The sequence below is a fragment of the Georgenia soli genome, from assembly GCF_002563695.1.
Lineage (GTDB): Bacteria > Actinomycetota > Actinomycetes > Actinomycetales > Actinomycetaceae > Georgenia > Georgenia soli.
Genome location: NZ_PDJI01000004.1, coordinates 3,334,379 through 3,351,424 on the forward strand (window position 1 = coordinate 3,334,379; position 17,046 = coordinate 3,351,424).

Here is a 17,046-nt window from a genome sequence, read left to right on the forward strand (position 1 = left end):
GTCGGCCGTGCAGGCGGTACGCCGCGCGGCTGTCCGGCGACCTGTCCGCAGGCGGGCGTGCCCCGCTCTCCGAACGGAAGAGGCCCCGTCCAGCAGGTGCTGGACGGGGCCTCTCACCGCGTGGTGGCGGCTCGTGGAGCGCGTCAGGCCTTGACGAGCTGCAGCTCCGGGTTCGGTGCGTCGGTCTTCGTCGCGATCTTCCACGCCGTGACCGCCAGGGCAACCAGCACGGCGAGGAAGACGATCAGCCCGGCGTTGAGCCCGATGCCGAAGATCCACATGTACCCGATGGACCCAGCTGCCAGGCAGTAGTACGTCATCGGGATGATCGTCTTGCGGATGAGGTCGCCCTCCCGGCCGAGCAGGCCGACGGTGGCGGCCGCCGCGACGACGTTGTGGACCGCCACCATGTTGCCGGCGGCGCCACCGACGGCCTGGATCGCCACCACGGTCTCGGGGCTGGAGGCCCCGATGCCCTCGCCGGTGGAGAACTGGAAGAGGGCGAACATCATGTTGGACACGGTGTTCGACCCGGCGACGAAGGCGCCGAGAGCACCGATGAACGGCGCGAGGATCGGCCAGTTCTCCCCGGTGACGTTGGCGGCTGCCTCGGCGAGGGTGATGGGCATCGAGTCGTACCCGGCGCCGTTGTAGTCACCGCCGGAGTTGATGAAGATGCGCACGAGCGGAAGTGCGCACAGGAGGGCGACGGCCGCCCCGGCCAGCTGTCCGCTCGCCACCTTCCACGAGGCGGCGATCTGCTTGCCGGTCATCCGGTGCAGGACGTAGGTGACCAGGCAGGCCAGCAGGAAGATCGCGCCGGGGGAGTAGATGAGGTCCATGTTCTGGGAGATCCCGGACCCGAAGATGTCGTTGACCTTGATGACGGCCGGGCCGGTCAGGAACGCCTTGACCGTGGGGACGTTGCGGGTCAGCAGCAGCAGCGCCGCGACGATGACGTACGGGCTCCATGCCAGGGCGATCGGCATCTTCTTGGTCAGCGTGGCGGCCTCGGCGTCGGGGTTCACCGAACCCATCCACCGGTCGCTCCAGCGCTCGCGGGGCGGGAAGTCCCAGACGTCCTTGGGCATGAGGAAGCCCTTGGAGGACGTGTACATCACCAGGACGAGGCCGAGGAAGCCTCCGATCATCGACGGGAACTCGGGACCGAGCACGTACGCGACGGTGACGTAGGGGACGATCATGGCGAGGGCCGCGTAGACGGTGAACGGTGCGACTGCCAGACCGGCACGGAAGCTGCGCTTCTCGCCGAAGAAGCCTGTCATGAGGCAGACGAGGAAGAGCGGCACCAGGATCCCGACGATCGCGTGGATCGTCGCGACCTGGGTGGCCGTGTGGGCCACGAAGCCGGCGTGGTCCAGGCCGAGCTCGTCCGCCCTCGCCTGGACGTTGGGCACGAAGGCGCCGTCGGTGCCTGCGAGGCCCGTGCCGACGCCGGTGATCATGGGGGTGCCGACGGCACCGAAGCTCACCGGGGTGGACTGGATGATGAGGCCCGCCATCACGGCCGCCATCGCGGGGAAGCCGAGGGCCAGCATCAGGGGAGCGACCACCGCCGCGGGCGTGCCGAACCCGGCGGCGCCCTCGATGAAGGAGCCGAAGAGCCAGGCGACGATGACGACCTGGACGCGGCGGTCGGCGCTGATCGTGGTGAAGCCGGCGCGGATCGACTGCAGCGCGCCGCTCTTGGTGATCGTCTCGAGCAGCAGGAGGGCGCCGAACACGATCCAGAGCAGGCCGATCGCGATGAGAAGCCCCTGGACGACGGAGGCGCCGATCGTCGTCCAGCTCATCTTCCAGACGGTCAGGGCGATGACGACCACGACCGCGAGGCCGACGGGCATCGCGTACTTGGCCGGCCATCTCAGCCAGAGCAGGAGAGTGCCGACCACGAGGATCGGCAGGAGGGCGAGCAGAGCGAGTACTGCGAGGTTGTCCATGAGACCTCCAGGTGCCGGCACCATCGCCGGAGTTGCACGGGTTCCACATTATGGAAAAGCAAGTCCACGCCTGAGTTCGGACAGAACCGTACCGGTATTGCGTACGCCGGTACAGAGAAACCGCCCCAGGGAGTCCCGTAACCGTGGCGGCTCGGCCCCGTCGGCGTGTGATCGGGGTCATGGGTTGGTGGTTTGACCGTGGGTTCTGGGGCTGCTTAATATTGGTGAGCCCTGCCAGGGAGGCACGGACACCGTGAGGGTGGCCGGTCCCGGGGGGAGTCCTGGTTCTGATGCGTGGTTTTGTGCTGCGCGGGGTGCTGGGGGATGCCTGGCCGGTTTGTCGGTCTCGTCGGATGTGTTCCGGATTACTCCGGAGTGATTTGGTGGGGCGGGCGCGGATGGGTTAGGTTTGAGAGGTTGCCCCGGTGGGGGTTCGGGACTGAGGGTTCCGGGTTTCCGCGGTGTGTGTCTGTTCTTTGAGAACTCAACAGTGTGCCAAGTTTTTGATGCCATTTGAATTCTGGGTGTCATGGCTGGTCCGTCGTCTGGCGGGTCTGGTTGTGGTGTCTGGGGTTTTGTTTTGTTTTGGTTTGCGTGCCTGGTCCTGCTCCGTCTGGTCTGGGTGCGTTGGCCTGGATTGGCCCCTTGTCCTGCTTTTTGGGTGGGTGGGGGGTTCTCCGTATGGATTGTCGGGGCGCGCCTTCGGGTGTGGTTCGGCGTTTGTTTTTAACGGAGAGTTTGATCCTGGCTCAGGACGAACGCTGGCGGCGTGCTTAACACATGCAAGTCGAACGATGATGGCCCGGGCTTGCCCGGGTCTGATTAGTGGCGAACGGGTGAGTAACACGTGAGTAACCTGCCCCTGACTTCGGGATAACCGCGAGAAATCGTGGCTAATACCGGATATGACGCCTTGCCGCATGGTGGGGTGTGGAAAGACTGTGTCGGTTGGGGATGGGCTCGCGGCCTATCAGCTTGTTGGTGGGGTGATGGCCTACCAAGGCGACGACGGGTAGCCGGCCTGAGAGGGTGACCGGCCACACTGGGACTGAGACACGGCCCAGACTCCTACGGGAGGCAGCAGTGGGGAATATTGCACAATGGGCGCAAGCCTGATGCAGCGACGCCGCGTGAGGGATGACGGCCTTCGGGTTGTAAACCTCTTTCAGTAGGGAAGAAGCTCTTCGGGGTGACGGTACCTGCAGAAGAAGCGCCGGCTAACTACGTGCCAGCAGCCGCGGTAATACGTAGGGCGCAAGCGTTGTCCGGAATTATTGGGCGTAAAGAGCTCGTAGGCGGTCTGTCGCGTCTGCTGTGAAAACGCGGGGCTCAACCCCGCGCCTGCAGTGGGTACGGGCAGACTAGAGTGCGGTAGGGGAGACTGGAATTCCTGGTGTAGCGGTGGAATGCGCAGATATCAGGAGGAACACCGGTGGCGAAGGCGGGTCTCTGGGCCGTTACTGACGCTGAGGAGCGAAAGCATGGGGAGCGAACAGGATTAGATACCCTGGTAGTCCATGCCTTAAACGTTGGGCACTAGGTGTGGGACCCATTCCACGGGTTCCGTGCCGCAGCTAACGCATTAAGTGCCCCGCCTGGGGAGTACGGCCGCAAGGCTAAAACTCAAAGGAATTGACGGGGGCCCGCACAAGCGGCGGAGCATGCGGATTAATTCGATGCAACGCGAAGAACCTTACCAAGGCTTGACATACACCGGAAACGTCCAGAGATGGGCGCCCCGCAAGGTCGGTGTACAGGTGGTGCATGGTTGTCGTCAGCTCGTGTCGTGAGATGTTGGGTTAAGTCCCGCAACGAGCGCAACCCTTGTCCTGTGTTGCCAGCGGGTTATGCCGGGGACTCATGGGAGACTGCCGGGGTCAACTCGGAGGAAGGTGGGGATGACGTCAAATCATCATGCCCCTTATGTCTTGGGCTTCACGCATGCTACAATGGCCGGTACAAAGGGCTGCGATGCCGTAAGGTGGAGCGAATCCCAAAAAGCCGGTCTCAGTTCGGATTGGGGTCTGCAACTCGACCCCATGAAGTCGGAGTCGCTAGTAATCGCAGATCAGCAACGCTGCGGTGAATACGTTCTCGGGCCTTGTACACACCGCCCGTCACGTCACGAAAGTCGGTAACACCCGAAGCCGGTGGCCCAACCCTTGTGGGGGGAGCCGTCGAAGGTGGGACTGGCGATTGGGACGAAGTCGTAACAAGGTAGCCGTACCGGAAGGTGCGGCTGGATCACCTCCTTTCTAAGGAGCTCACTCACACCGCCCCCTCCTTCGTGGGGATCAGCTGGTGGTGTGCAGGTGGCCGCGCCCGGGCCGAACGTGTCCGGGGTGGTTCGCTCACGGGTGGAACGTCAGAGACTTGTGCATGCTGTTGGGTCCTGAGGGAACAGGCCCCCGCCGCCGGTCTTCGTGCCGGCGGGTCGGGGAACGTTCTGCTCTGGTGGCCGCTTCCTGGCCCTGCCTACCGCTTTTGTGGTGGGTTCGGGCGGGAGAGTCGGTGCGTAGCTTGAGAACTGTACAGTGGACGCGAGCATCTTTGATCTTTTGTGGTCAAGTTTTTAAGAGCATTCGGTGGATGCCTTGGCACCAGGAGCCGAAGAAGGACGTTGTAGCCTGCGATAAGCCTCGGGGAGCTGGCAAACGAGCTGTGATCCGAGGGTGTCCGAATGGGGAAACCCGGCCAGAGTCATGTCTGGTTACCCGCGCCTGAATATATAGGGCGTGTGGGGGGAACGCGGGGAAGTGAAACATCTCAGTACCCGCAGGAAGAGATATTCCGTGAGTAGTGGCGAGCGAAAGCGGATGAGGCTAAACCGGGGGTGTGTGATAGCCGGCGGGCGTTGCACCTTCGGGGTCGTGGGACCTGCTGACCAGTTCTGCCGGGCTGTTGAGGAGTGAGAAAGTCGCGGTGTAGTCGAACGGTCTGGGAAGGCCGGGCAGAGTGGGTGAGACCCCCGTAGACGAAACGTCGTGGCCTCCTTGCAGGTATCCCGAGTAGCACGGGGCCCGTGAAATCCCGTGTGAATCTGCCAAGACCACTTGGTAAGCCTAAATACTACCTGGTGACCGATAGCGGACAAGTACCGTGAGGGAAAGGTGAAAAGTACCCCGGGAGGGGAGTGAAATAGTACCTGAAACCGGATGCTTACAATCCGTCGGAGCCTCCACAGCTGGGGTGACGGCGTGCCTTTTGAAGAATGAGCCTGCGAGTTAGTGGCATGTGGCGAGGTTAACCCGGGTGGGGAAGCCGTAGCGAAAGCGAGTCCGAACAGGGCGATTCAGTCGCGTGCTCTAGACCCGAAGCGGAGTGATCTACCCATGGGCAGGTTGAAGCACGTGTAAGAGCGTGTGGAGGACCGAACCCACTTAGGTTGAAAACTGAGGGGATGACCTGTGGGTAGGGGTGAAAGGCCAATCAAACTCCGTGATAGCTGGTTCTCCCCGAAATGCATTTAGGTGCAGCGTCATGTGTTTCTTGCCGGAGGTAGAGCTACTGGATGGCCGATGGGCCCTACAAGGTTACTGACGTCAACCAAACTCCGAATGCCGGTAAGTGAGAGCATGGCAGTGAGACTGCGGGCGATAAGGTTCGTAGTCGAGAGGGAAACAGCCCAGACCACCGGCTAAGGCCCCTAAGCGTGTGCTAAGTGGGAAAGGATGTGGAGTTGCACAGACAACCAGGAGGTTGGCTTAGAAGCAGCCACCCTTGAAAGAGTGCGTAATAGCTCACTGGTCAAGTGATTCTGCGCCGACAATTCAGCGGGGCTCAAGCACACCGCCGAAGCCGTGGCATCCGCGCATACCCCAGCGTCCCCTCGAGGGACGTTCAGGGGCGCGGGTGGGTAGGGGAGCGTCGTGTGGGAGGTGAAGCTGCGGGGTGACCCAGTGGTGGATCCCACACGAGTGAGAATGCAGGCATGAGTAGCGAATGACGGGTGAGAAACCCGTCCGCCGAATGACCAAGGGTTCCAGGGCCAGGTTAATCCGCCCTGGGTAAGTCGGGACCTAAGGCGAGGCCGACAGGCGTAGTCGATGGACAACGGGTTGATATTCCCGTACCGGCGAAGGACCGACCATGCCGAGGCCGGTGATGCTAACCACCCAAACCCGTCCTCCCTCCTTCGGGAGGGATCTCGGGGGCGCGTGGGACCCGATCCGGTAGTAGGTAAGCGTGTTAACAGGGGTGACGCAGACAGGTAGCCACCGCGTGCTTAATGGCAATGCACGTCTAAGGATGCAGGGCGGGGTGCAGGCAAATCCGCACCCCACACAGCCTCAGGTCCGACAGTGACCCCGTATGGGGGAAGCAGGGTGATCCTATGCTGCCGAGAAAAGCCTCGACGCGAGGGACTAGCCGCCCGTACCCGAAACCGACTCAGGTGGTCAGGTAGAGAATACCAAGGCGATCGAGAGAATCGTGGTTAAGGAACTCGGCAAAATGCCCCCGTAACTTCGGGAGAAGGGGGGCCTGAGAGGTGAGGCCACTTGCTGGCTAGCCTTTTCGGGCCGCAGAGACCAGGGAGAAGCGACTGTTTACTAAAAACACAGGTCCGTGCGAAGTCGCAAGACGATGTATACGGACTGACGCCTGCCCGGTGCTGGAAGGTTAAGAGGACGGGTCAGCCGCAAGGCGAAGCTCAGAATTTAAGCCCCAGTAAACGGCGGTGGTAACTATAACCATCCTAAGGTAGCGAAATTCCTTGTCGGGTAAGTTCCGACCTGCACGAATGGCGTAACGACTTCTCCGCTGTCTCGACCGCGAACTCGGCGAAATTGCACTACGAGTAAAGATGCTCGTTTCGCGCAGCAGGACGGAAAGACCCCGGGACCTTTACTATAGCTTGGTATTGGTGTTCGGTACGGCTTGTGTAGGATAGGTGGGAGACTGTGAAGCATTCACGCCAGTGAGTGTGGAGTCATCGTTGAAATACCACTCTGGTCGTACTGCACATCTAACCTCGGTCCGTGATCCGGACCAGGGACAGTGCCTGGTGGGTAGTTTAACTGGGGCGGTTGCCTCCTAAAATGTAACGGAGGCGCTCAAAGGTTCCCTCAGCCTGGTTGGCAATCAGGTGTCGAGTGCAAGTGCACAAGGGAGCTTGACTGTGAGACTGACAGGTCGAGCAGGGACGAAAGTCGGAACTAGTGATCCGGCGGTGGCTTGTGGAAGCGCCGTCGCTCAACGGATAAAAGGTACCCCGGGGATAACAGGCTGATCTTGCCCAAGAGTCCATATCGACGGCATGGTTTGGCACCTCGATGTCGGCTCGTCGCATCCTGGGGCTGGAGTAGGTCCCAAGGGTTGGGCTGTTCGCCCATTAAAGCGGTACGCGAGCTGGGTTTAGAACGTCGTGAGACAGTTCGGTCCCTATCCGCTGCGCGCGCAGGAAACTTGAGAAGGGCTGTCCCTAGTACGAGAGGACCGGGACGGACGAACCTCTGGTGTGCCAGTTGTTCCGCCAGGAGCATGGCTGGTTGGCTACGTTCGGAAGGGATAACCGCTGAAAGCATCTAAGCGGGAAGCCTGCTTCAAGATGAGGTTTCCACCACCCACGGGTGGGAAGGCCCCCAGCAGACCACTGGGTTGATAGGCCGGACGTGGAAGCGCGGTAACGCGTGGAGCTGACCGGTACTAATTGGCCGACAACTTGCCACAACACCAACACGTGTTGGAAGAAACGAAGTATTGCTACGCGTCCACTGTGCGGTTCCCGAGATACGCACCACCCGTCGTCCTCGGCGGGGGCTGATATCTCCATAGAGTTACGGCGGTCATAGCGAGGGGGAAACGCCCGGTCCCATTCCGAACCCGGAAGCTAAGCCCCTCAGCGCCGATGGTACTGCACGGGAGACTGTGTGGGAGAGTAGGACACCGCCGAACACCCATTCCAGAAATGGCCCTCACCACCAGGTGAGGGCCATTTCTGCATTCCGGATCACATTGCTTGTGTGCGGAAGAGGGATTGGCGGGCGGCGCGAGGTTCACCGTGTGCGGGCAACGACCATTGGCGGGCGGCGACCTTCGGCGGGCGGCGCAAGATCTGCCTTGTGCGCGGGCGACGACCTTTGGCAGGCGGCGCAAGATCCGCCGCCGCCGTCCCGAAGTTCGGCCCGTGGCCGTGAGCGGCTGAGGGCCGGTCCTAGACTCGGCGCATGAGCACTGACGCCAAGTCCGCACCGGACATCAAACCCCGCAGCCGCACGGTGACCGACGGCCTCGAAGCGACCGCGTCACGCGGGATGCTGCGCGCCGTCGGCATGGGCGACGAGGACTTCGCGAAGCCGCAGATCGGGATCGCGAGCTCGTGGAACGAGATCACGCCGTGCAACCTGTCGCTCGACCGGCTGGCCCAGGCCGCGAAGGACGGCGTCCACGCGGGCGGTGGCTTCCCGCTGGAGTTCGGGACGATCTCGGTGTCGGACGGCATCTCCATGGGGCACGAGGGCATGCACTTCTCTCTCGTCTCGAGGGACGTCATCGCGGACTCGGTCGAGACCGTGATGATGGCGGAGCGGCTCGACGGGTCGGTCCTGCTCGCCGGGTGCGACAAGTCGCTGCCCGGCATGCTCATGGCGGCCGCCCGCCTCGACCTCGCGAGCGTGTTCATCTACGCCGGCACGATCATGCCGGGCTGGGTCAAGCTCTCGGACGGCACCGAGAAGGACGTCACCATCATCGACGCCTTCGAGGCGGTCGGCGCCTGCTCCCGCGGCCTGATGAGCCGCGAGGACGTGGACCGCATCGAGCGTGCGATCTGCCCGGGCGAGGGCGCCTGCGGTGGCTACTACACCGCGAACACGATGGCGACCGTCGCCGAGGCCATCGGCATGTCGATTCCCGGCTCCGCCACACCGCCCTCCGCCGACCGTCGGCGCGACGCCGACGCACGTCGCGCCGGGGAGGCTGTCGTCGAGCTCCTGCGCCAGGGGATCACCAGCCGGGACATCATGACCAAGGCTGCCTTCGAGAACGCCATCGCCGTTGTCCAGGCCTTCGGCGGCTCCACCAACGCGGTCCTGCACCTCCTCGCGATCGCTCACGAGGCCGACGTCGACCTCACGCTGGACGACTTCGCGCGCATCGGCGCGAAGGTGCCGCACATCGCGAACCTCAAGCCGTACGGCCAGTACGTCATGAACGACGTCGACCGGGTCGGCGGAATCCAGGTCGTCATGAAGCAGCTGCTCGACGCCGGCCTGCTGGACGGCGACTGCCTGACGGTGACCGGCAGGACCGTCGCGGAGAACCTCGAGCGGCTGAGCCCGCCCAGGCCCGACGGGAAGGTGCTGCGCTCCACCGAGGAGCCGATCGCCGCCACCGGTGGCATCACCGTCCTGCACGGCTCGCTCGCCCCCGAGGGTGCCGTGGTGAAGTCGGCCGGGTTCGAGACGGACGTGTTCGAGGGGACCGCGCGGGTCTTCGACCGGGAGCGCGCCGCGATGGACGCGCTGGAGGACGGCACCATCACGCACGGTGACGTCGTCGTCATCCGGTACGAGGGCCCCAAGGGCGGCCCGGGCATGCGCGAGATGCTCGCCATCACCGGGGCGATCAAGGGCGCCGACCTCGGCAAGGACGTGCTCCTCATGACCGACGGCCGTTTCTCCGGCGGGACGACGGGCCTGTGCGTCGGGCACATCGCGCCGGAGGCGGTCGACGGCGGCCCGATCGCGTTCGTGCGCGACGGCGACCGGATCCGCCTCGACGTCGCCGCCGGCACGCTGGATCTCCTCGTCGACGAGGACGAGCTTGCGCGCCGTCGGGAAGGGTGGGAGCCCCTGCCCCCCAAGTTCACGCGCGGCGTCCTCGGCAAGTACACGAAGCTGGTCAAGTCCGCGTCCCGTGGAGCGATCCTCGAGTAGCCCACGGCTGCCGCTCACGGCCCGGACCAGGACGGCCCGCCCCGCCACGGGGCGGGCTGTCCTGCTGTCGGGGCCCGGTGGCGTGCCGGAAGCGATGTCGTCCGGTCGTGGCCCGTGGCCCGTGGCCTGTGGTCCGTGGTCCGTGGCCCGTGGCCCGTGGCCCGTGGTCCGTGGCCCGTGGCGCGCGGTGCGGTCCGGCGCCGAGCGGTTCGCTCCCGCACCCCGTTCGCGGTCCCAGAAGGAAGCCGGTGCCGTACCGTCGCAGGAGCCGGCGGGGCGCCTTGCGAGAACCGCCCGCGGAACCCCGCGGCGCGCCGTTCGTTCCACCGGGGCGGACCACCCAAGGAGGACGCAGTGAAGGAGAAGGCAATGCGGTACGAGTACAAGGTCGTCCAGCTCCGCGAGGGCATGATCGGTGGCAAGATCTCGGGCGACAAGCTGGAGAAGACGCTGAACGACCACGCCCGCCAGGGCTGGCAGCTCAAGGCGATCACCGCCACGGACGTGAAGGGCCGGGTCGGCCCCGGTGGTGTCGAGGGCATCCTCGTCACCTTCGAACGCCCCGCCTCCTGAGGGAGACGGCCCCGGGACGACCGGCCGCCGGGGGAGACGCGGCCGCAGGGGGACGCGCGGCCGCCCGCCTTCCGTCACAGGCCGCCGAGCACCTGTGCCAGCAGGATCTTGACGACCATCGCGGTCGGGTAGACGAGGGCGTAGCCCAGCGCGACCCGGGGGTCGTGGCCGGTGCGGCCGTTTGCGAAGGCCAGCAGGGCGGGCTGCGTCTGGGCCCCGGCGATGATGCCGGAGAGACGGGTGCCGCCGGACCGGAACCCCCACCGCATGGACACGTACAGCGAGGCTCCCACCACGGCGGTGACCGCGGCCCCGAGCACCAGGATGCTCACGACGTCGCCCGAGTCGAACGCGTTGAGGATCTGGCCGCCGGCGTTCGCCCCCGCGTAGGCCAGGAAGATCAGCAGGCCGATCTCCGAGAGCACCGCCGTCGCCGTGTGGGGCAGCGACGTCACGACGGGGCCGATCCGGCCGACCCGACCCATCACGAGGCCCACCAGGAGCGTGCCGGCGGCCGCGCCGATCGTGAAGGTTCCGCCGCCCGGCACGGGCACCGGCAGCTCGCCCAGCAGCAGGCCGGCCACGAGGCCGAGGCCGAGCGCAGCCGGGTTGATGTCCGACAGGCCGCGCGCGGAGTCACCGAGGTAAGACGTCACGTCGGCGATTCGCTCTCTCGGCGCGACGACGCGGACGCGGTCGCCGAGCTGGAGCACCATGCCCGGCACCGCGACCTGGTCGACGTCGCCGCGGCGCACCCGGACGACCGTGGCCTGGAACTTCTCCTCCAGCCCGAGCTGCGCGACCGTCCTGCCGGCGTGAGCCAGGGTGGAGATCGTGATGCGCCGGTTGTCCAGACGGCTGCGGTCGGCCACGAGATCGTGCGAGGAGAGGTGCCCGAGGTCGGCGACAGCGGCCCCCACCACGGCCTGAGGTCCGACCACCGTCACGACGTCGCCGCGCGCGAGAACGTGCTCGGACGTGACCGGTTCGGCGGGCCCCTCCTCCGTGTGCCGGATGCGCGAGAAGCGAAGCTCCCCGCCGTGCCTCTGCTGGATCTGGGCCACGGTCGGTCGGTCGTCACGGTCCACCCGCACGGTACGGTCGACGACGGGGGAGGGGGCGTCGGTGTCCCGCCCCCGGTGGCGCAGTGCGAGCGAGCAGACCACGAGCATGCCCAGCACCCCGAAGAGGTAGGCGACGGAGTACCCGACCGTGGCCTCGGGTGTCCCGCCGGCCGCCGCCAGGGCGGGCGTGTTCGTCAGCGCCCCCGCGAAGGTGCCCGCCACCGTCTCGGGACCGAGCCCGAGCGCCGTGCCCAGCCCGACGGCGGTCCCGGCGCCGGCCGTCAGCGCCAGCGCGACGGCGAGCATCAGCGGCCAGGCGGTGCGGAGCGCGTGGAAGAAGTTCGGCCCCGAGGAGATGCCGGTGACGAAGGCGAAGAGAGCGAGCCCGAGGGAGCCCACCACCGGGGGGATCGCGAGCTGGAGGCCCTGGCTCGCGCCCCAGGCGCCGAGCGCGATGGCTGTGAAGAGGACGGCGGCGGCGCCGAGGGAGATGCCGCGGACGCTCACCCTGCCCACCAGCGCCCCCACGCCTACGACGAGGAAGAGCAGGACGAGGGGCTGGGCGGCGAGCGTCGCGAGCATGCTGATGGCTCCCTGGGGGTGCGGTGCAACGGTCTGCACCGGCGTCGGTACGACGTTATCGGGTGGTTCGTCCGGTGCTGCCGGGCAGGAGGTCACGGGTGCCGTGTCGCGTAGGTCACCCCGCCGCGCACGCGCCGCTCGCGACGTTGGCGGACCGCTCCGGCTGGCAGCCGTCGCCACGTGGCCCGGCCCGCGACGTTCTCCCTCGACGGCCGTCCGGCAGCGTGTCACGCTGCACGCATGAAGGTTCTCAAGGACGACGACGTCCAGTCCCGGCCGGGGCTGCAGGACTGGCGGGTGCTGGCGGGCAGGCTCCACGGGTCCTTCCGCACCAGGTCGATGACCCGGGGCATCGAGCTGGTGCGCCGGATCGGTGAGGTCGCCGAGGAGCTGAACCACCACCCCGACGTCGACCTGCGCTACTACCGCGTCCACGTCACCCTGACGACCCATGCCGTGCACGGCCTGACCGAGCGGGACGTCACGCTCGCGGGACGCATCAGCGAGGCTGCGGCGGCGATGGACGTCGAGGCGGAGCCGTCGCGGCCCCGCTCGGTGGAGATCGCGATCGACGCCCTGGACATCCCTGCGGTGATGCCTTTCTGGGAGGCAGTCCTGGGCTACCGGCCGAGGCCGACGCCGACGGCGGAGGGTGAGCCGGCGCACGAGGCAGGCTCGGTGGACCTCGAGGACCCGGACGCACGGGCACCAGGTGTGTGGTTCCAGCAGATGGATGCCCCGCGGCCAGGGCGGGGGCGGATCCATGTCGACGTCCACGTCCCGCACGACGAGGCCGAGACCCGGGTCCGCGCCGCGCTGGCCGCCGGCGGCCACCTCGTCACCGATGTCTACGCGCCGTCGTGGTGGGTGCTGGCCGACCCCGAGGGCAACGAGGCGTGCGTGTGCACGTGGCAGGGGCGCGACGACTGACGGCCCCGGCGTCCACGAAGCGGATCCGTTCTCCACGATGTGAGACGACACCGAGCGGACGTGACGTGTGCCGCACGTCGGGGCTATGGTGAGGACCATGCCGTTCCGGACCGTAGTACTTCCTTCGCGCGCAGCAGCCCGCTGAGCCGGGAACCGCTGCGCGCACCCCTCGACCTCCCTGCCGGGACGAGGGGTTTTTTCATGCCCGGCACGGCACCACGTCAGCACGACCGCCCGACCTCAGGAGGCACACGATGGCCAAGGCACCGCACCCGGCGCCCCCACGCCCCGCCGCACCGGCGGCCTCTCCCGTCCGGGTGGCCCCCGCGGTAGCGCCGCGCACGAAGATCACCGAGCCCTCCACGGGCGCCCGCAACATCGTCCGGGCACTGGAGGAACAGGGCGTCGACACGATCTTCGGCATGCCGGGCGGAGCGATCCTGCCCACCTACGACCCGCTGTACGACTCCACCAAGCTGCGGCACATCCTCGTCCGCCACGAGCAGGGCGCGGGGCACGCCGCGACCGGGTACGCCGCGGCCACCGGGCGCGTGGGCGTGTGCATGGCGACCTCCGGTCCCGGCGCGACCAACCTCATCACCCCGCTGGCCGACGCGCACATGGACTCCGTGCCGCTCGTCGCCATCACGGGGCAGGTCGGGGCCTCGATGATCGGCACCGACGCCTTCCAGGAGGCGGACATCGTCGGCGCCACCATGCCGCTGACGAAGCACTCCTTCCTCGTCACCGACCCCGACGAGATCCCCGCCCGCATCGCGGAGGCCTTCCACATCGCCTCGACCGGCCGGCCCGGCCCGGTGCTCGTCGACATCGCGAAGTCCGCCCAGCAGGCGACCTCCGACTTCGTCTGGCCGCCCAGGATGGACCTGCCCGGGTACCACCCCGTCACCAAGCCGCACGCCCGGCAGGTCCGTGAGGCGGCCCGGCTGCTCGCCACGGCCCGCAGGCCGGTCCTGTACGTCGGCGGCGGCGCCGTCCGCGCGAACGCGGCCCGCGAGCTGGCGGAGCTGGTCAACCTCTCGGGTGCCGCCGTCGTCACCACGCTCATGGCCCGCGGCGTGGTGCCCGACTCGCACCCGCAGAACCTCGGCATGCCCGGCATGCACGGCACGGTGCCCGCGGTGGCGGCGCTGCAGAAGGCCGACCTCATCGTCGCGCTCGGCGCCCGCTTCGACGACCGCGTCACCGGCCGGCTCGACAGCTTCGCCCCGAGAGCGACGATCGTCCACGCGGACATCGACCCCGCCGAGATCTCGAAGAACCGCACGGCGGACGTGCCGATCGTGGGTGACCTCAAGGAGGTCGTCACCGACCTGACCGTCGAGCTGAGGGCCGCCCACGCCCAGCACGGGCAGCCGGACCTGGAGGGCTGGTGGCAGCAGCTGGACGAGCTGCGCCACACCTACCCGCTCGGCTGGGCGCCCACCGAGGACGGCCTCATGGCCCCGCAGCACGTCATCTCCCGGCTCGGGGAGATCTCGGGGCCGGAGAGCATCTACGTCTCCGGCGTCGGGCAGCACCAGATGTGGGCCGCGCAGTTCATCAGCTACGAGCACCCCCGCACCTGGCTCAACTCCGGCGGGCTCGGGACGATGGGCTACGCCGTCCCGGCCGCCATGGGCGCCAAGGTCGGCCGGCCCGACGCCACGGTGTGGGCCATCGACGGCGACGGCTGCTTCCAGATGACCAACCAGGAGCTGGCCACCTGCGCCCTGGAGGAGATCCCGATCAAGGTCGCCCTGATCAACAACTCCTCGCTCGGCATGGTGCGGCAGTGGCAGACCCTCTTCTACGAGGGCCGCTACTCCCACACCGACCTGCACACCGGGCACGAGACCAAGCACATCCCGGACTTCGTCAAGCTCGCCGAGGCCTACGGCTGCGTCGGCCTGCGGTGCACCTCGACCGCCGACGTCGACGCCACCATCAAGCGGGCCATGGAGATCGACGACCAGCCCGTCGTCGTCGACTTCGTGGTCAGCCGCGACGCGATGGTCTGGCCGATGGTGGCCGCCGGCGTGAGCAACGACGACATCCAGTACGCACGCGGGATCACCCCGGCGTGGGACCGCGACGAGTGAGGAACGACAGATGAGCAGCAGGCACACCCTCTCGGTCCTGGTGGAGAACAAGCCGGGCGTCCTCACGCGCGTGTCGGCCCTCTTCGCCAGGCGCGCCTTCAACATCCACTCCCTGGCCGTGGGCCCGACGGAGCACCCGGAGATCTCCCGGATCACCGTGGTCGTCGACGCCGCGGAGCTGCCCCTGGAGCAGGTGACCAAGCAGCTCAACAAGCTCGTCAACGTCCTCAAGATCGTCGAGCTCGAGCCCGACACGTCCGTCCAGCGCGAGCTCCTGCTCGTCAAGGTGCGGGCCGACGACGCCTCCCGGACCGCCGTCCTCCAGGTCGTCGAGCTCTTCCGCGCGCACGTCGTCGACGTCGCCCCTGACGCGGTAACCATCGAGGCCACCGGGTCGGAGAACAAGATCCGCGCCCTGCTGACCGCGCTCGAGCCGCACGGCGTGCGCGAGATCGTCCAGTCCGGCGCCGTCGCCATCGCCCGCGGCTCGCGCTCGATGACCGACCGGGCGGTCGAGCGCGCCGTCCGGCCCGCCTGATCCCCACGGGCGCCGCCGGCCGGTCCGGCGGCGCCCCGAGCCGGCGCAACGCCCGCGGGCACGCCGGACCCGCAGTCCAGACGCACACCAGCAAGTCCCGAACCGAAGGAGAACCACCGTGGCCGAGCTTTTCTACGACGACGACGCCGACCTGTCCGTCATCCAGTCCAAGAAGGTCGCCATCATCGGCTACGGAAGCCAGGGGCACGCGCACGCGCTGAACCTGCGCGACTCCGGCGTCGACGTCGTCGTCGGCCTGCGTGAGGGCTCCTCCTCCCGGGCCAAGGCCGAGGAGCAGGGCCTGAAGGTCGCCACCGTCGCCGACGCCGTCAAGGCGGCGGACGTCGTCATGATCCTCACGCCGGACCAGGCCCAGCGGAAGGTCTACGCCGAGGAGATCGAGCCCAACCTCAAGGACGACGCCGCGATCTTCTTCGCCCACGGCTTCAACATCCGCTTCGGCTACATCAAGCCCTCCGCCGGGCACGACATCGCCATGGTCGCCCCCAAGGGCCCGGGCCACACAGTCCGCCGCGAGTACGAGGCCGGCCGCGGCGTCCCGGTGATCGTCGCCGTCGAGCAGGACGCCTCGGGCCACGCCTGGGACGTCGCGCTCAGCTACGCCAAGGCGATCGGCGGCCTGCGCGCCGCCGGCATCAGGACGACCTTCACCGAGGAGACGGAGACCGACCTCTTCGGCGAGCAGGCCGTGCTGTGCGGCGGTGTCTCGGCCCTCATCCAGAACGGCTTCGAGGTGCTCACCGAGGCCGGCTACCAGCCGGAGATCGCCTACTTCGAGGTGCTGCACGAGATGAAGCTGATCGTCGACCTCATCTGGGAGGGCGGCATCTCCAAGCAGCGCTGGTCCGTCTCCGACACCGCCGAGTACGGCGACTACGTCTCCGGCCCGCGGGTCATCACCCCCGAGGTGAAGGAGAACATGAAGAAGGTCCTCGCCGACGTCCAGTCGGGCGCCTTCGCCGAGCGGTTCATCAAGGACCAGGACGCCGGAGCGCCGGAGTTCAAGGAGCTGCGCGCCAAGGGTGAGGGCCACCCGATCGAGACCACCGGCCGCGAGCTGCGCAAGCTGTTCGCCTGGACGGACTCCCGCGACGCGGACTACGTCGAGGGCCAGGTCGGCCGCTGACGCAGGCCGGGCTGCCTCGCGAGGGCTGACAACGGTGAGGCTTTGGTGCGGATCGCGCACCGACGCCTCACCGTTGGTCTTCTCGGCTCCACCTCGCCGAGGAGTGGGCGCTACGCGTGCGCGCCGGGAGAGGCACTGCGCCTCAGCGCCGCGGAGGGGCAGTGCGCCTCAGCGCCGGGGGATGCACCGCCGGCCCGCGGCCGGGCGCCGACGGCCGGGCGCTTCTACGGTAGTGTTCAAATAACGAGATCAGGGTCCCGCCAGGTGGACCG

General features: G+C 67.1%; 8 protein-coding genes and 3 rRNA genes. 9 read left to right on the forward strand and 2 right to left on the reverse strand.

What is annotated here, in order from left to right:
• Window positions 1-143 precede the first annotated feature (143 nt).
• Entirely contained in the window at window positions 144-1,961 is a 1,818-nt protein-coding gene (locus ATJ97_RS16360) for an L-lactate permease (RefSeq protein ID WP_098484640.1), read from the reverse strand.
• A gap of 726 nt (window positions 1,962-2,687) precedes the next feature.
• Between ATJ97_RS16360 and ATJ97_RS16365 the strand changes: the two genes are divergently transcribed.
• The 5 genes from ATJ97_RS16365 to ATJ97_RS16385 all read left to right on the forward strand — a co-directional run bounded on the left by ATJ97_RS16365 (window position 2,688) and on the right by ATJ97_RS16385 (window position 10,411).
• A 16S ribosomal RNA gene (locus ATJ97_RS16365) occupies window positions 2,688-4,216 on the forward strand.
• Between the two features lie 307 nt (window positions 4,217-4,523).
• Window positions 4,524-7,631 (forward strand): 23S ribosomal RNA (locus ATJ97_RS16370).
• A 108-nt stretch (window positions 7,632-7,739) separates the two neighbouring features.
• A 5S ribosomal RNA gene (rrf, locus tag ATJ97_RS16375) occupies window positions 7,740-7,856 on the forward strand.
• Together the 16S, 23S and 5S rRNA genes form the textbook arrangement of a ribosomal RNA operon.
• A 272-nt stretch (window positions 7,857-8,128) precedes the next feature.
• Entirely contained in the window at window positions 8,129-9,838 is a 1,710-nt protein-coding gene (gene ilvD / locus ATJ97_RS16380) for a dihydroxy-acid dehydratase (RefSeq protein WP_098484641.1), read from the forward strand.
• Between the two features lie 369 nt (window positions 9,839-10,207).
• Entirely contained in the window at window positions 10,208-10,411 is a 204-nt protein-coding gene (locus ATJ97_RS16385) for a DUF4177 domain-containing protein (RefSeq protein WP_098484642.1), read from the forward strand.
• Between the two features lie 74 nt (window positions 10,412-10,485).
• Here ATJ97_RS16385 and ATJ97_RS16390 read toward each other — a convergent pair whose 3' ends face one another.
• Complete coding sequence (locus tag ATJ97_RS16390) at window positions 10,486-12,057, reverse strand: aspartate:alanine exchanger family transporter (protein ID WP_098484643.1); 1,572 nt, start codon at window positions 12,055-12,057, stop codon at window positions 10,486-10,488.
• A gap of 240 nt (window positions 12,058-12,297) precedes the next feature.
• On the opposite strand from ATJ97_RS16390, the gene ATJ97_RS16395 reads away from it, so the two are divergent.
• From ATJ97_RS16395 to ilvC, 4 genes are all read left to right on the forward strand, one after another.
• On the forward strand, window positions 12,298-12,987 hold the full coding sequence (locus tag ATJ97_RS16395; RefSeq protein WP_098484644.1) for a 4a-hydroxytetrahydrobiopterin dehydratase: 690 nt from the start codon (window positions 12,298-12,300) through the stop codon (window positions 12,985-12,987).
• Between the two features lie 254 nt (window positions 12,988-13,241).
• Window positions 13,242-15,089: an acetolactate synthase large subunit gene (locus ATJ97_RS16400; RefSeq protein WP_098484645.1), complete on the forward strand. Its 1,848-nt coding sequence runs from the start codon at window positions 13,242-13,244 to the stop codon at window positions 15,087-15,089.
• Between the two features lie 10 nt (window positions 15,090-15,099).
• On the forward strand, window positions 15,100-15,627 hold the full coding sequence (gene ilvN, locus ATJ97_RS16405; RefSeq protein ID WP_098484646.1) for an acetolactate synthase small subunit: 528 nt from the start codon (window positions 15,100-15,102) through the stop codon (window positions 15,625-15,627).
• A 118-nt stretch (window positions 15,628-15,745) separates the two neighbouring features.
• On the forward strand, window positions 15,746-16,774 hold the full coding sequence (gene ilvC / locus ATJ97_RS16410) for a ketol-acid reductoisomerase (RefSeq protein WP_098484647.1): 1,029 nt from the start codon (window positions 15,746-15,748) through the stop codon (window positions 16,772-16,774).
• The last annotated feature ends 272 nt before the right edge of the window (window positions 16,775-17,046 follow it).

What these genes read in the sequence shown, in the direction of transcription:
- ATJ97_RS16360 (WP_098484640.1), bottom strand. Translation starts at nt 1,961, where the DNA reads ATGGACAACCTCGCAGTACTCGCTCTGCTCGCCCTCCTGCCGATCCTC.
- ilvD (WP_098484641.1), top strand. Translation starts at nt 8,129, where the DNA reads ATGAGCACTGACGCCAAGTCCGCACCGGACATCAAACCCCGCAGCCGC.
- ATJ97_RS16385 (WP_098484642.1), top strand. Translation starts at nt 10,208, where the DNA reads ATGCGGTACGAGTACAAGGTCGTCCAGCTCCGCGAGGGCATGATCGGT.
- ATJ97_RS16390 (WP_098484643.1), bottom strand. Translation starts at nt 12,057, where the DNA reads ATGCTCGCGACGCTCGCCGCCCAGCCCCTCGTCCTGCTCTTCCTCGTC.
- ATJ97_RS16395 (WP_098484644.1), top strand. Translation starts at nt 12,298, where the DNA reads ATGAAGGTTCTCAAGGACGACGACGTCCAGTCCCGGCCGGGGCTGCAG.
- ATJ97_RS16400 (WP_098484645.1), top strand. Translation starts at nt 13,242, where the DNA reads ATGGCCAAGGCACCGCACCCGGCGCCCCCACGCCCCGCCGCACCGGCG.
- ilvN (WP_098484646.1), top strand. Translation starts at nt 15,100, where the DNA reads ATGAGCAGCAGGCACACCCTCTCGGTCCTGGTGGAGAACAAGCCGGGC.